The following is a 14,413-nucleotide window of genomic DNA, read 5'->3' as shown; positions in this document are numbered from 1 at the left end:
CCCCCCCCGAATTTGATCATCGCCATTCCAATGCAATTGTCGATACAAGTCGGTTTGGCCTTGAGCTAGGAACATCCATATGGTTGATCCAACATCAAAGAATCAGAGCCATGCCGAATGCTTTCAGATCGATGCAAATAGCGATGTCGGTGTCAGCTACCATGGCCCTTGTGACTTCATGTTCCAAGGATCCAAACGCGACCTCTTCGCGCACACCGGACGAAGTGACTATGGCCACACCATGGAGATCGCATCCATTGGGACATGCTGGCCAGGTCGTGTTATTTGAAACAACCCCCGGCAACAATGCCTTGGCTTTGCGCGCCATCGTATTGGACAAGGGCAGTGAGGGAATATTTCCATCACATGGGATACCGGGTGTGTTCCGGCACGTGGAGGTCGTGGATGAAGGCCGCAAGGTCAGGTGCATTAGCGAACGTGGTCAAGTAACAGTGTTCACAGTGGATGGGCAGGATGACAGCACAACGTCCACATTTGGCGTCATAGGCATTTCCATTTTGTCTTTGGATGGCGGCTGGAACTTGGAGAGTGCTTCCACCGATCACGAGACCGCTTGGGCACTGCTGTCCGCAACTGCGGTCAATGAACAAGAGGGCATGCCCAAAGCATGTGGCAGTGGAGGACCTGGTTCTTCCGCGTGCAGCAGCCAAAGCGGTGGGAACTCTTGCAGCGTCAATTGCAGTTCGGGCTATTACGCGTGCTGCACCGGCGGGATCGCTTGTTATTGCGTGGTGGACAGAGGTTGATGCGTCCACGGGCATCCGGACGATCACACGCTTCGGCGGCGACCTCGGCTCCAGTATCAGTTTCGGATCCCAGCAGATGCTGGGGCTTCGCGTCCGGCTCTATTCGGAACCGTGAGGTGTGGTTGGTGGTTTCGGGGCCGGCCCATCCACTTCTCTTCCAGTGGCCTGGTCGAGCGCTTCCTTCCGCTCCTTCCGCTGCATCACGATGAACAAACCGATGCCCACGGTGATGGCGGCATCGGCGATGTTGAACACCGGCCGGAAGAAGATGAAATGCTCACTTCCCCAGATCGGCAGCCATTGCGGCAGCCGCCCTTCCCAGATGGGGAAGTAGAACATGTCCACCACGGCGCCGTGGAAGAGCGGCGCATAGCCACCCTCGGGCGGGAAGAGCACCGCCTTCTGGAAGGGCGTGCTCTGGCTGAAGATCAGCCCATAGAACGTACTGTCGATGATGTTGCCCAGCGCGCCGGCGAGGATCATGGCCACGCTGATGACCAGGGCCGTGCCCGCACCCGCGCGCACCATGCGGCGCAGCGCCACGGCGATGGCGACCACCGCCGCGATGCGGAAGAGCGTGAGCAGCAACTTGCCCCAGCGGCCGCCGAACTCCATGCCGAAGGCCATGCCCCGGTTCTCGATGAAGTGCAGGTAGGCCCAATCGCCGAAGAGCGGCACCGCGCCATCGTAGTAGAAGTTCAGCTTCACCCACACCTTCAGGGCCTGGTCGGCCACGAGGACGAGCAGGATGACGAGGAGGGCGCGCTTCAAGGCCTGTGGATGCGTGGTCCCGGCGCCGGTCAGTTGCTCATCTGCTGCTTGGCCTCGATGCTCAGCGTGGCATGGGGCACAAGGCGCAGGCGCTCCTTGCTGATCAATCGGCCGGTGACGCGGCAGATGCCGTAAGTCTTGTTGCGGATGCGCAGCAGCGCGTCCTCCAGGTGCTTGATGAACTTCTCCTGGCGCGCGGCCAATTGCGCGGTCTCCTCACGGCTCAGCGTCTCACTGCCGTCCTCGATCATCTTGAAGGATGGGCTGGTGTCGTCGGTGCCGTTGTTGTCCGTGTTGGCCAGGGTCTGCTTCAACAGATCATAGTCGCGGCGTGCTTCTTCGAGCTTCTTCAGGATGAGTTCCTTGAACTCGTTAAGCTCCTCGTCGCTGTAGCGGATGCGATCGGATTTCTCCAGGGTGGAGACCTGCTTCTTCACCACGGGTGCGGCCATGGGGCGCGTGGGCGCCACGCGCTGGGTGACCAGTGGTTTGCTCGGGGCCTTGGGTTCTTTGGCCGCCGCCTTCTTCGATTCCTTCGTCACTGCGGGTTTGGGGGTAACGGCCTTCGGGGCCGGTGCTGGTACTTTCTTCGGAGCGGGTGCCGGCTTCGGCGGTGCCGCCTGTTTCACGGGTGCGGGCTTCGGGGCCGGCTTGGCGGGAGCGGCTTTCTTCGGCTTGGCCACCACGACCGCCTTCTTCGCCACGGGCTTCTTGGGTGCCGCTTTTTTCACTACGGGCTTTTTCGGCGCGGCCTTCTTCGCCACGACCTTCTTCACCGGTTTGGCAGCGGCTTTCTTCGGAGCGGGCTTCTTCACCACGGGCTTATTGGGCGCCGGCTTCTTGGCGGCCGGTTTCTTCGGAGCGGGCTTCTTCGCCGCGGGTTTCGCCTTGGCCGGTTTCTTGGCCGCGGCCTTTTTCGGGGCCGGCTTGGCGGTCTTCTTGACCGGCTTGGATGCCTTCTTGGGTGCGGGTTTCTTGGCCATGGCGGTCCCGGTTTCGTGAAAGATCCGCAAATATAGCCGGATCGCGGGCTCAGCGGCCGGTCCGCACCAGGCGCAGCACGCAACGCAGGCCTTCGTCGATCTCCACCTCGTGGACCCCTTCACCGCCTCTGGCCAGATCTTCCACAAGCACCTGGTCCTCAGGGGTTACGGCAAGTGTTTCGGCAAGGATCCAGGACGCGTGCTCGCGGACGGCCCCGGTCACACGCTGGTCGCCATTGGCCTGGATGCGCAGATCCACGCGGTCGGTCACTTCGAAACCGCTCTCCTTGCGCAGGGCCTGGATGCGGCTCACCAGCTCGCGGGCGATGCCTTCGCGCACCAGTTCGTCGGTGAGGGTGATGTCCAGCGCCACCGTGAGTGGTCCATCACTGGCCACGCTCAGGCCGGGCACATTCTCGGCGGTGATCTCCACATCGTCGCGCAGCACCTCCACCTCCTGTCCTTCCACCGTCAGCTTCACGGAGCCTTTCGCTTCCAGCTCCGCGATCCGCGCTTGGGTGAAAGCGTTCACCTCAGCAGCGACGCTCTTCATGAGTTTACCCATTCGAGCGCCGAGCTTCTTGAAATCCGGCTTGATCCTCTTGGTGAGCTTGCTCGCGCTGGCGTCGAGGATCACCAGCTCCTTCACGTTCACTTCGCTGAGCAATAGGTCACGAATGGCCTCCAACCGCGCACGCATCGGGGCGCTGGTGACCGGCACCAGCATTTTCGCCAATGGCTGGCGCACACGGTGCCCCTCCTTCTTGCGGATGCTCAAAGCCAGCGAGGTCAGCCATTGTGCGAGCGATGTGCGGTGTTCCAGCTCGTGGTCGATGATCGACTTGTCCGCTTGAGGCCAATCGCTGAGGTGCACGCTCCTGCCTGTCAGGGCACGGTACAAGCGATCGCTGAAGAAGGGCGCCATGGGCGCACTGAGCATGGCCACCACCTCCAGACAACGATACAGCGTTTGGAAGGCGGCGAGCTTGTCGGCACCCTGCTCTCCCTTCCAGAAACGACGCCGGTTCAAGCGCACGTACCAGTTGCTGAGGTCGTCCACCACGAAATCCTGGATGGCGCGCGCCACGGAGGTGGGTTCATAGACACGCATGTCGGAGTCGGCCAGGAACATGAGCGTGTTGAGGCGCGACAGGATCCAGCGGTCCATCTCGCTGCGCTGCTCCATGGGCACCTGCGGCGCGACCGGATCAAAGCCATCGATGTTGGCGTAGAGCGCGAAGAAGTTGTAGGTGCTGAAGAGCGCGCGGAAGAATTTGCGCTGCACTTCCTTGATCCCTTCCTCGTCGAACTTCAGGTTGTCCCAGGGCGGCGCATTGGCGATCATGTACCAGCGCACGGCATCGGCGCCGTACTTGTCCAGCATCACGAAGGGGTCCACCGCGTTGCCCAGCCGCTTGCTCATCTTCTGGCCGTGCTTGTCCAGCACCAGGCCGTTGCTCACCACGGTCTTATAGGCGACACTGTCTTGCGTGAGTGTGGCGATGGCGTGCAGCGTGTAGAACCAGCCGCGGGTCTGGTCCACGCCCTCTGCGATGAAGGCCGCCGGGAAAGCGGCTTTGAAAGCAGCCTCGTTCTCGAAGGGATAGTGCCACTGCGCGTATGGCATGGCGCCGCTGTCGAACCACACGTCGATGAGGTCGGACTCACGCTTCATGGGTTTGCCAGAGGCTGATACCAGAACGATGTCATCCACGAAGGGGCGGTGCAGGTCGATGCGGTCATAGTTGGCATCGCTCATGTCCGCCGGGTCGAAGGCGGCGTAGGGGTCGGCCTTCATCACGCCCGCCGCGATGGCCTTGGTGATCTCCTCCTTCAGGTGCTTCAGCGAACCGATGCAGATCGTTTCGCCGCCACCCTCGGTGCGCCAGAGGGGCAGCGGGATGCCCCAGTAGCGGCTGCGCGAGAGGTTCCAGTCCTGCAGGTTCTCCAGCCAGTTGCCGAAGCGGCCGGTGCCGGTGCTCTGGGGTTTCCAGTTGATCTCGTTGTTCAATGCGATCAGCTGGTCCTTCCTCGCCGTCACGCGCACGAACCAGCTGTCCAGCGGGTAGTAAAGGATGGGCTTGTCCGTACGCCAGCAGTGCGGGTAGTTGTGCTCGTACTTCTCCACCTTGAAGGCGCGGGCCATCTCCTTCAGGTTGATGCTGAGCTCCACATCCATGCTCCTATCGGGCGCCTGACCCTCGGGGTAGTACTCGTTCTTCACGTACCGGCCCGCGAACTCGCCCATCTCCTTCGTGAAACGTCCCTGCAGGTCCACCAGGGTGAGCGAACCGATGCCGTGCTGCTTCGCCACGCGCTGGTCGTCCGCGCCGAAACTGGGTGCGGTATGCACCACGCCGGTGCCGTCCTCGGTGGTGACGAAGTCACCGGTGATCACCTTGAAGGCATCGCCATCGGCGGGTTGGGCGTACTTCAACAACTGCTCGTAGCGGATGCCTTCCAGTTCCCTGCCCGTGCATTCGCCGATGATGGTCCAGGGGATGTTCTTGCCGTCCTTCTTGTAGTCGTCGAATGAAGCATCCTGGTTCTTCTCGCTGAAGTACGCGTTGAGCCGCGCCTTCGCCAGCAGCATCGTTTGCGGCTCGTGCGTGTAGGGGTTGAAGGTCTTCACGCGCACGTACTCCAGCTTGGGCCCCACGGTGAGCGCGGTGTTGCTGGGCAGGGTCCACGGCGTGGTGGTCCAGGCCAGTATGAACACATCGCCGAAAGCGTCCTCGAAGAGGAACTCGCTCTTCTCGTCCCGCTCCACCTTGAACATGGCCACCACGCTGGTGTCCTTCACCGGCTTGTAGGTGCCGGGCTGGTTCAGCTCGTGCGAGGAGAGGCCCGTGCCGGCCGCGGGGCTGTATGGCTGGATGGTGTAGCCCTTGTAGAGCAGGTCCTTCTCGTGCAGTTGCTTCAGCAGCCACCACACGCTCTCGATGTACTTGGTCTTGTACGTGATGTATGGATGCTCCAGATCGAGCCAGAAGCCGATCCGTTTGGTGAGGTCGTTCCACACATCGGTGTAGCGCATCACGGCCTCACGGCACTTGGCGTTGTAGTCGGCGATGGAGATCGTCTTCCCGATGTCCTCCTTGGTGATGCCGAGTTCCTTCTCCACGCCGAGTTCCACCGGCAGGCCGTGGGTGTCCCAGCCGGCCTTGCGTTCCACGCGCATGCCCTTCTGCGTTTGATAGCGGCAGAAGATGTCCTTGATGGTGCGCGCCATCACGTGGTGGATGCCGGGCAGGCCATTGGCGCTGGGCGGGCCTTCGTAGAACACGAAAGGCGGTGCGTCCTTCCGTAGACGCAGGCTCTCCTCGAAGGTCTTCTCTTCCTCCCAGGTCCTCAGGACCTCCTCGGCGACCTTGGTCAGGTCGAGTTCATCGTACTGCGGGAAACGCTTGTCCATGGCGGGCCGCCGCTTGGCGGAGAGGGCGCGAAGATAACCGGACCGCGGGGCCGGCTCAGCTCGCCGGAGCAGGCATCGGATGTGTTGCGGTGCGCAGCCTCCGGTGCAGCTGAACGAAGGCGGCCAGCAGCAGGACCAGCTCGGCGAGCAACACATTCACCGGCAACAGCGACCAGGCCCCGAGCACCAGGGCGGCGGCCAGCAGCAGCGCGATGTTCCAGTTGAAGGAGCGCTCGCGCCAGGTGAGCAGCAGGAAGATGACCGGTGCGGTCCAGTGGACCAATTGGTAGTCGAAGCGCGGTACGGGCAGCAGCATCATCAGCACCGTCCAGCAGCAGAAGCCGAGCAACAGCAACTCGGCGCGGCCGGCCCGCAACAGCGAACGGCCGTACCACAGCCCGGCGAACAACAGGATGGCGACGAGGACCGCATAGGGCATCCAACCCGGCAGCAACAGGCCTTTGGCATAGAGGATGGTGCCGATGGAGCCGTTCTCGAACTCCATCGGGTGGTGGTGGCCCAGGTTGGCGAGTCCTTCGATCGTTTCCGGATAGACGAAAGCATCGGGTGCCATGGAAGGCGGCTCACCCCGGCCGATCAGGCCGCTCCAGATGGTCATGGCGTCGCGGTACTCCACCCAGGCGCGCAGGCCGTTGGGCAGCAAGGCGAACAGGCCGACCATGCCCGCGATGGTCCCCGCCGCACCGGCCGCCATGCGCCAGGTGAGCCGCAACACCAGCGGCAGCAGCATCACGGCGTAGGTGGGCTTGAACAGGACGAGCAGCGTGCAAAGCACACCCGCCATGCCCATGCGGTTCTGGGCCAGCGCGGAGAACAGCGCCGCGATGAGGAAGGTGAAGATGACATAGACCTGCCCGCGCTCCACATGCAGGTGCCAGGAGGTGCTTGCCAGCAGCACGAAGGCGATCGCGGTGGTGGCGATGACGGTATCGCGGCCCGGCATGGCGAAGGCCCGGTGCGCGAGGATGATCGCGAGCAGCAGCAGACCGTACTGCACGAAGAGCCAGACGAGGCGCGCCTGCCTGAAGGACAGCGCACCCAGAGGCGCCATCACCAAGGCTTGGAAGGGTGTGCCCGTATAGCGTGTCATCTCCGCCCCGGGCGGCACCATGGGATCGGCGAAGCGCTCCGGTTCGCCGGGGCGCCAGGGATCGAAGTAGAGCGAACGGCCTTCCACGATGCTGCGCGCCCCCACCACCTTGTCGCGCAGGTCCACCCCGCCATACTTCAAGGTGAGGTGCAGATCGATGGCAAGGCTGAAGAGCAGCGCGACACCAAGGCCTTGGAACAGGATCCTGGTCACGTCAGGCTTCGTGGTGGGCATGTGGCGGATGCTGCGCCGGGCAAGATAGCGCACGTCCTTGGCCTGCCTGGCTGCCTATCATTGCATGACCATGCGACTAGCCCTCGCCATTCCGCTGCTTCCGCTCTTCGCGGCAGCACAGCCGCTGGCGCCCACGTTGCTGAGCACGCTGGGTCCTGCGGTCCCGGAATCCAGTGGCTTGATCGTGGTGGACGGCGCGCTCTGGACCCACAACGACAGTTGGAACGAAGCGAAGCTGTACCAAGTGGAACCCGCCACCGGTGCGGTGGTGCGCGAAGTAACGCTCACCAACACCTCCAACATCGACTGGGAGGCCGTGACACACGATGGGGAATGGGTGTACGTGGGCGACTTCGGCAACAACCTGGGGAACCGCACCGACCTGCGCATCTTCCGTTTCCCGCTGTCGCAACTGATCGATCCCGGTGTCACCAGCATATTGGTGGACACGATCCGTTTCGCCTACGCGGACCAGACCGACTTCACCCCGGCCAACCAGGCCAACAACTGGGATCTCGAGGCCTTCATCGCCAAGGACGACAGCCTGTTCCTATTCACCAAGCGGTGGCTTGATGCGCGAACGAAACTATACGCCCTGCCCGCGATCCCCGGCGACCACCTGGCCGCACCACGCACGATCCTCGACACCCAGGGGCTGGTCACCGATGCCAGTTACGACCCGGTCCAGGGCCGCGTGGTGCTGCTCGGCTACACGAACATCCTGATGCCCTTCGTGTGGCGCTTGTCGGACTACTCCGGCAACGGGTTCTTCCAGGGCCAGGCGATCCGGCACGACGTGGCACTGCCCTTCACGCAAACGGAAGGTGTGGCCTGGCATGCGCCGGATTCGGTCTACATCAGCAGCGAGAGCGGTTTCGGCGGACCGGCCCGGTTGTGGTCGCTGAAACTGGACAGCACCGTGGGCATGCGCGGGACAGCGGCGGAAGCGCCATGGCGGCTCTCGCCCAACCCGGCCTCGGACCTTGTGCGGATCCTGGGACTGGAGCACGCTGCGACCGTCCGCTTGTACGATGCGCGCGGGATCATGCTGGAAGCGATCACCTCCGGACCCGGAGGGGCCATCGCCGTGGGCCACCTGGAACCGGGACCCTACCAGATGGAAGTGCGCTCCCAAGATCACCAGGCCCTGCTTCGGCTGATGATCGCCCGTTGAGCTCATCTGACGCGACCATGACGCATGCGGGAACGCATGCCCCGCTGAAAGGGCAACGCATGGAGTAAATGTTAACTTTCCATCACATTCACCAAAACCCTCATCCTCATGATCAAACACCTACACCTGATCCTCGCGCTCGCACTCCCGATCATCGCCACACCCCAGGTGGTGTTGATATCGGAGGATTTCGACGCCTACAACAACGGCCAGATGCTGGTGGCCACCTTGGGGCTTCCCTGGGCCACCTGGTCAGGCAGCATGGCGGAGGATGTTCCGCTGAGCAATGAACAGGCCGCTTCCGGTACCATCAGTGCGCGGTTCAATTCCACCTCGGCGAACGGTGGTCCCGGCGACATCATCCTGCGCCTCGGCGACCGCACTTCCGGCAGCTATGTCCTCTCGTGGAACATGTACATCCCCCAGGGATTCGGTGGCTATTTCAACCTGCAGCATCAGGAGATGGTCTCCACCGGCAGCTGGGCCGTGGACGTGACCTTCCGCGCGAACGGTGGCATCCAGTACACCTCCAACGTGACGGCCATGCTGGTGCAGTACCCGCAGGACCAGTGGTTCAATGTCACCATCGGGATCGACCTGGACACCTACCAGGCCGGCATGGCGATCAATGGCAACCCGGCGGCCATGTGGCAGACCAACGTGCAGTCCAACGGCGCAGCAGGTCCCAACCAGCTCGGCGGGGTCAACTTCTATCCCTACGCCGGTGGTGACCAGACGCGCTACTACATCGATGATGTCACTTTCGTGGACATGACCACCGTTGGCATGGGTGAAATGGATGCGCCAGTGGTGAACCTCTACCCGAATCCCACGGTAGGTCCCATCACGGTGACCGCAACGGGTGCCGCGCCACACAACACGCTCGCGATCCATGATGTGACCGGCCGCGAAGTGCTTGCGCCGCGGCAATTCCTGATGCCGGGCCAGGAGGCGCGCGCGGAGATCGATCTCTCCGGCATGCCGGCCGGCCTCTACTTCGTGCGCATCGCAGGGCAGGACATGGGGTCCGTACATCCCGTGATCAAGCAGTGATCCACACCGGGATCGCAGACGACGGCCCGCATCGCAGGATGCGGGCCGTTCCGCTTCAAGCGGCCGGTGACCCTGTGCTCACATCGTCCCTTTCAGCATCCGGTTCCAGTACAGCCAGGGCAGCATGTACTTCTTCAACACCCACATGCTCCACAGCGGCTTGCCCGTGTCAAAGAGCTTGCTCAATAAAGGGTCGCTGTCGCGCACGTTGTCGTACTTGAACTCGGCCAGGAGCATCTTGCCGTAGCCGGTCACCAGCGGGCAACTGCTGTAGCCCTCGTACTTCACAGGGGACAGCTTGCCGTCCTTGATGCGTTGCAGGATGTTGGCCACCACCACCGGTGCCTGTTTGCGGATGGCCGCTCCGGTCTTGGCGGTGGGCAGGGCGGCGCTGTCGCCCAGGCCGAAGATGTTCGCATAGCGCTTGTGCTGCAGGGTGTTGATGTCCACTTCCAGCCAGCCCTTGTTCGGGCCATCGGCATAGGCCAGCGGGGAGTGGCGCACGAAGTCCGGTGCGCTTTGTGGCGGGGCCAGGTGCAGCATGTCGTACTTCATCACGATGGTGCTCTCGCCCTCGATCCTCTCCGGCAAGCCTTGCTCCTCGGCGATCGTGCAGTGGTTGTCCCCCGGCTTGCTCCACTTGAAGTGGATCTCCCGCTTCACCGGATCGATCTTCACGGGGTTGTAGAAGGCCTTGAAGATGATCTCCTTCTTGCGGATCACGTCCTCCAGCGCGGCGCGGAAGGGCTGCACACCGAAGATCACCGAGCCGGGCGTGGCGAATACGAGCTTGGTCTTGTCGCGCACGCCGCTTTTGCGGAAGAACTCATCGGCCAGATAGACCGCCTTCTGGGGTGCGCCGCCGCATCGGATGGGCGTACTGGGCTGGGTGAAGACCGCCACGCCACCCTTGAAGTTCTTCATCACGCGGTGGGTCTTCTCCGGGTCGAGGTAGTTGCTGCACACGAATTCGGTCTGGAGCGCTTCGCGCAGGCCGGGCAGGTCGTCGATATTCATCTGGATGCCCGATGCCACGATCAGGTGCCCGTAGGTATAGACGTTGCCCTCCTTGGTGCGCACGGTGTTGGCCTCCGGCTCGAAGGTGGCCGCGTACTCCTTGAGGTGGTCCACGCCGGGCGGGATCACGCTGGCCTCGTCGCGGCGCGTGGCCTTCATGTCGAAGGTGCCTGCCGCCACCAGCGTCCAGGCCGGTTGGTACCAGTGGTCCTTCGCGGGGTCCATCACCGCGATGCGGAGCTTCTTGTCCTTGCGGCGCAGTTGCGCGGCGGTCATGATGCCACCGGTGCCGCCACCGATGATGAGGATGTCGTAGTGCGGTAGTGCCATGATCGCGTGGATAGTTGGGTCAAAGCTCCACGTTCCACAGGCCAACGACAGTGACGGACGTCACCCTGCAAGGGCCGACCAAGCATGCAGCAGCCGTGGCAGCCGGGAAAGCAGCGCTTGGTGCTTCGTCTCCGAGACCGCTCCCTTGCTGCCCATGATGGCCACGAGCCGCTTCCGCTCACCTGCTGACCACCTCTCAAGATCGGGCACCATGTCCAGTGGTAGCGCCCACAGATACAAGGCGGCGCGCTGCTGCGATGACCATTCCGCCAGATCGCCCAGCGGCAATACCCGCCCCAGTCGCTCCAAAGCATGGCGCATGGCCAGTGCGCGATCACCCGCATACCGCTCCACCACATGCTGTTGCATGGCCTTGGTGAGTGCCGCCGTATCGGTGATGGGTGTATCATGCTCCGCGATGACCAGTTCCAGTCCGTGCTCCACCAGCTCCTTCAGCAGCTTCAGCGGCACGTGGTGATCCTTGCGGGTGGATAGCTTCTTGAACTCCCGCTCCGCCGTGCGTTGGTGCGCCTTGGTCACCGGCCTGAAACCCATGCGGTAGTAGAACCAGTACGCGCCGCTCTTCAGTCCATCCGGATTGTTGTGCCCCAGTTGGTAGTCCTCCGCCTCGAAACGGGCCACCCCGAAGCGTTGGCGGTAGAGGCGCAGCAGTTGCGCGAAGAACCAGGCGCTCTCGCCACCCCGCAGGGCGGGGAACACGTTGATGCCCACCTTGCTCCTGCCGGGGAAGATCCACGCGCCACCGTAGGCCATGGGCACACCGTTGCGGAAAGCCATGAAGCCCACGTAGCTGTCGAAGGGCAGCCGGTGCTCCACATCGAGATGGAAGAGCGCGATGCGCAGACCACGGCCCATGTCGAAGAACTCCACCGCTCCGGCGAATGTCACCGGGTCGGTCTCGCGGTGCAGGGTGGCGAGCACGGTGCGGGCGGTACCGATCAATGCCTTCCGTTGGGCGGCCGACAAGCTTACCGGGCCTTCGACGGGCTCATCCACCACCGCATGCAGGTCAACGCCGCGCTGCAACCCGGTGGACAGGTAGTGCGGCGCTGCGACCGGGCATCGCGCGAAGGTCATCCCACAGCCGGATGCGCCTTCCACCTTCACATACACCTGCATGCGCGCCCACAGGTGTTCGCGCGTACGATCGTCCACACGCAGCTTGTCGAGTCCATCGACCAATCGCCACAGTTGCACCGCAGGCGAAGGACCGAAGGTGCGGTCGAGCAGTCCATGCACGTCCACCGCGGGTTGGTCCACGGTCTCCATTTCGGCCTGTGGCAGCAGCAGGCGCAGCAGCTCGACGAACTCATCCATGGGGGCTTCCACGGACAAGAGCTCCATGCGATCGCCCCAGCGTTCCAGCATCCAGCGCGTAAGCCGATGGGTGAAGGTGCTTTGCAGCGGTGTACCCTCCAGACCTGAGTTGCTCAAGTTGTGGCGGTGGCGTGTACCGCGCCGCAACATGTCGCGGGCGATGACGGCCACGCGATCCAACGCAGTGGTCACGGCATCATACTCGGCGGCATCGATCGGATGGGCCAGCAGGAAGAGCAGCAGATCGTGCCACTCCTTGAGGGCCTTGGGGGTGCGGATGGGGCGGTCGAGCGCGGCGAGCAGCATGGTCCAGCGCTCCTGCCCATGCGTTCGCGCCACGCTCCGGCGCAGTTGAAGGACTTCCTCGGTGCGCAGGTCCAACATGCCGCAAGATGTGCAAGCCGCCTCGATCGATCGTTGAGCAGGGTCACAATAACAGAAAGGCCCACCCCTTCCGGAGCAGGCCTTTCCGCTTTCCTTGCGGTCTCCCGCGCTTATCCCTGCTTGGCGAGCTGCACTTCGGCCAGGATGCGCACCTCGTCGCTCACCAGCACGCCGCCGGCCTCCAGGGCCGCGTTCCAGTTGAGGCCCCACTGCTTGCGGTCGATCTTGCCGCTCAGGTTCAGGCCGGCCTTGGTGTTGCCGTAGGGGTCCTTCATCGTGCCGCTCCATTCCACGTTCAGTGTCACGGGCTTGGTCACGTCCTTGATGGTGAGGTCGCCGGTCACCTTCCAGCTGTCGCCGGAGCCTTCCACCTTGGTGCTCTTGAAACTGAGCTTCCCGTACTTCTCGCTGTCGAAGAAGTCACCGCTGCGCAGGTGCGCGTCGCGCTTCTCGTCGTTGGTGAAGATGCTGGCGGTGCTGGCCCAGAAGCTCACCTGGGCGTTGGTCAGGTCATCGCCTTCCAGCTCGGCCTCGGCGCCGAATTCCTTGAAGCTTCCGGTGACCGTGCTGATCATCAGGTGCTTCACCTTGAATTGGATCTCGGAGTGGCTGGGGTCGATGGCCCATTGGGTGGTCGTTGCAGTTGCTGTTTCCATGGTTGTTGAGGTTGTCAGTTGAAGAGTTTGAGGGTGCGAGAGTGTCAGGGTGCGAGGGAGTCAGAGGCTTGGCGACGGGGGCATACACCCTCGCACTCTGACACCCTTGCACCCTTCCACATCAAGAAAGTTCCATCGGCACATCCTGCAGCAGGATCTCCGCGCCCTTGGGGCCCACCTCGATGTTCAGCGCATCGGTGTCCCACACGCCCAGCGCATCGCGCTTGCCGAGCTGCTGGCCGTTGATGGTGGCGCTGCCCTCGATCACGAAGGCGTATACGCCGTTGCCTTTGCGCTTCACGTTGTAGGTGTTCTTCTTCCCCGCATCGAACTTGCCGATGTGGAACCAGGCGTCCTGGTGGATCCACACACCGGCGTCATCCGGGTCAGGGCTCAGCACCTGCTGCCACTTGTTGATGCGGTCCTTGGGGTCCAGCGTCATCTGCTGGTAGCGGGGCGTCACCTGGCGCTTCTTGGGGAAGAGCCAGATCTGCAGCGTGTTCGCATCCTTGTCGTTGTAGGGGTTGAACTCGCTGTGCAGGATGCCCGTGCCGGCGCTCATCACCTGCACATCACCGGCGTTGATGATGCTGGTGTTGCCCATGCTGTCCTTGTGCTGCAACGCACCCTTCAGGGGGATCGTGATGATCTCCATGTTGTCGTGCGGGTGCGTGCCGAAGCCCTTGCCCGCGGCGATGATGTCGTCGTTCATCACGCGCAGCACACCGAAGTGCATGCGGGTGGGGTCGTACCAGTTGGCGAAGCTGAAGCTGAAGTTGGCCTTCAGCCAGCCGTGATCGGCGGTGCCGCGCTCGCTGGCGCGGTGCAATACCATGTTGCCCATGCGTACAGGGGGTGTTGGAGGGAGGTGATCGAACCCTACCGGGTCCAGTGGTTTGATCTCGTCGATGTCGCCTGCCTGTCCGGCAGGCAGGTTCTTCATGAGCTGTGCGGCGGCAGCGCCGCTGACCAGCATGCTGGTGCCCAGGAGGCTCTTGCGGAGAAAGTTCTTGCGGTCCATGGGTGCTTCTTGTTGGGTTCGACAGAGGAACGTTGACCCGGGGTCTTGGTTCGTTGACGGGGTAAAGATAGTTTCCATGGAAGATATTTCCAAATGATGGAGCATGTCGACACCCATCCCACCTTGTCCTCTTATTGTCTCAGCCGCTGAACCTCAGCG

General features: G+C 62.8%; 11 protein-coding genes. 2 read left to right on the top strand and 9 right to left on the bottom strand.

Translation table 11 applies throughout. The features are described 5' to 3' along the window. Positions 1-94 precede the first annotated feature (94 nt). The 5 genes from KIT10_12285 to KIT10_12265 form a co-directional block, all read right to left on the bottom strand. A complete protein-coding gene (locus KIT10_12285) occupies positions 95-328 on the bottom strand; it encodes a hypothetical protein (GenBank protein MCW5900038.1) in 234 nt (77 codons plus the stop codon). Between the two features lie 538 nt (positions 329-866). Continuing rightward, entirely contained in the window at positions 867-1,538 is a 672-nt protein-coding gene (locus KIT10_12280) for a lipoprotein signal peptidase (protein MCW5900037.1), read from the bottom strand. Between the two features lie 29 nt (positions 1,539-1,567). Next, on the bottom strand, positions 1,568-1,990 hold the full coding sequence (locus KIT10_12275; GenBank protein MCW5900036.1) for a TraR/DksA family transcriptional regulator: 423 nt from the start codon (positions 1,988-1,990) through the stop codon (positions 1,568-1,570). Positions 1,991-2,570: 580 nt separating this feature from the next. Beyond that, positions 2,571-5,936, bottom strand: a complete 3,366-nt coding sequence (ileS, locus tag KIT10_12270; GenBank protein ID MCW5900035.1) for an isoleucine--tRNA ligase — start codon at positions 5,934-5,936, stop codon at positions 2,571-2,573. A 55-nt stretch (positions 5,937-5,991) separates the two neighbouring features. After that, the gene (locus KIT10_12265; GenBank protein MCW5900034.1) at positions 5,992-7,281 is read right to left on the bottom strand and encodes a DUF2029 domain-containing protein; all 1,290 of its coding nucleotides are present in this window, start codon (positions 7,279-7,281) and stop codon (positions 5,992-5,994) included. A gap of 70 nt (positions 7,282-7,351) precedes the next feature. Between KIT10_12265 and KIT10_12260 the strand changes: the two genes are divergently transcribed. Further along, positions 7,352-8,455 (top strand): hypothetical protein, encoded by a 1,104-nt coding sequence (locus tag KIT10_12260; protein ID MCW5900033.1) that lies wholly within the window; start codon positions 7,352-7,354, stop codon positions 8,453-8,455. 108 nt (positions 8,456-8,563) lie between these two features. After that, positions 8,564-9,508: a T9SS type A sorting domain-containing protein gene (locus KIT10_12255; protein ID MCW5900032.1), complete on the top strand. Its 945-nt coding sequence runs from the start codon at positions 8,564-8,566 to the stop codon at positions 9,506-9,508. A 78-nt stretch (positions 9,509-9,586) separates the two neighbouring features. On the opposite strand, the gene KIT10_12250 is transcribed toward KIT10_12255, so the two are convergent. The 4 genes from KIT10_12250 to KIT10_12235 form a co-directional block, all read right to left on the bottom strand. Continuing rightward, entirely contained in the window at positions 9,587-10,855 is a 1,269-nt protein-coding gene (locus KIT10_12250) for an NAD(P)/FAD-dependent oxidoreductase (protein MCW5900031.1), read from the bottom strand. 60 nt (positions 10,856-10,915) lie between these two features. Beyond that, positions 10,916-12,577, bottom strand: a complete 1,662-nt coding sequence (locus tag KIT10_12245) for a hypothetical protein (GenBank protein ID MCW5900030.1) — start codon at positions 12,575-12,577, stop codon at positions 10,916-10,918. A 110-nt stretch (positions 12,578-12,687) separates the two neighbouring features. Then, positions 12,688-13,233 carry a YceI family protein gene (locus tag KIT10_12240; protein ID MCW5900029.1) on the bottom strand — a complete coding sequence of 182 codons (546 nt, stop codon included), beginning with the start codon at positions 13,231-13,233 and terminating at the stop codon, positions 12,688-12,690. Positions 13,234-13,354: 121 nt separating this feature from the next. Then, a complete protein-coding gene (locus KIT10_12235) occupies positions 13,355-14,077 on the bottom strand; it encodes a pirin family protein (protein MCW5900028.1) in 723 nt (240 codons plus the stop codon). Positions 14,078-14,413: the final 336 nt, after the last annotated feature.

Source organism: Flavobacteriales bacterium, assembly GCA_026129465.1.
In the GTDB taxonomy this organism is placed as follows: Bacteria; Bacteroidota; Bacteroidia; order Flavobacteriales_F; family PHOS-HE28; genus PHOS-HE28.
Note: the sequence above shows the minus strand (reverse complement) of the source record. Positions and strands in the feature narration are given on the sequence as shown.

Excerpts from the sequence above, each read along its gene's own strand:
- KIT10_12250 (MCW5900031.1), bottom strand. The coding sequence starts at position 10,855 with ATGGCACTACCGCACTACGACATCCTCATCATCGGTGGCGGCACCGGT.
- KIT10_12260 (MCW5900033.1), top strand. The coding sequence starts at position 7,352 with ATGCGACTAGCCCTCGCCATTCCGCTGCTTCCGCTCTTCGCGGCAGCA.
- KIT10_12255 (MCW5900032.1), top strand. The coding sequence starts at position 8,564 with ATGATCAAACACCTACACCTGATCCTCGCGCTCGCACTCCCGATCATC.
- KIT10_12245 (MCW5900030.1), bottom strand. The coding sequence starts at position 12,577 with ATGTTGGACCTGCGCACCGAGGAAGTCCTTCAACTGCGCCGGAGCGTG.
- KIT10_12275 (MCW5900036.1), bottom strand. The coding sequence starts at position 1,990 with ATGGCCGCACCCGTGGTGAAGAAGCAGGTCTCCACCCTGGAGAAATCC.
- KIT10_12285 (MCW5900038.1), bottom strand. The coding sequence starts at position 328 with ATGGCGCGCAAAGCCAAGGCATTGTTGCCGGGGGTTGTTTCAAATAAC.
- KIT10_12235 (MCW5900028.1), bottom strand. The coding sequence starts at position 14,077 with ATGGGCAACATGGTATTGCACCGCGCCAGCGAGCGCGGCACCGCCGAT.
- KIT10_12240 (MCW5900029.1), bottom strand. The coding sequence starts at position 13,233 with ATGGAAACAGCAACTGCAACGACCACCCAATGGGCCATCGACCCCAGC.
- KIT10_12265 (MCW5900034.1), bottom strand. The coding sequence starts at position 7,281 with ATGCCCACCACGAAGCCTGACGTGACCAGGATCCTGTTCCAAGGCCTT.
- ileS (MCW5900035.1), bottom strand. The coding sequence starts at position 5,936 with ATGGACAAGCGTTTCCCGCAGTACGATGAACTCGACCTGACCAAGGTC.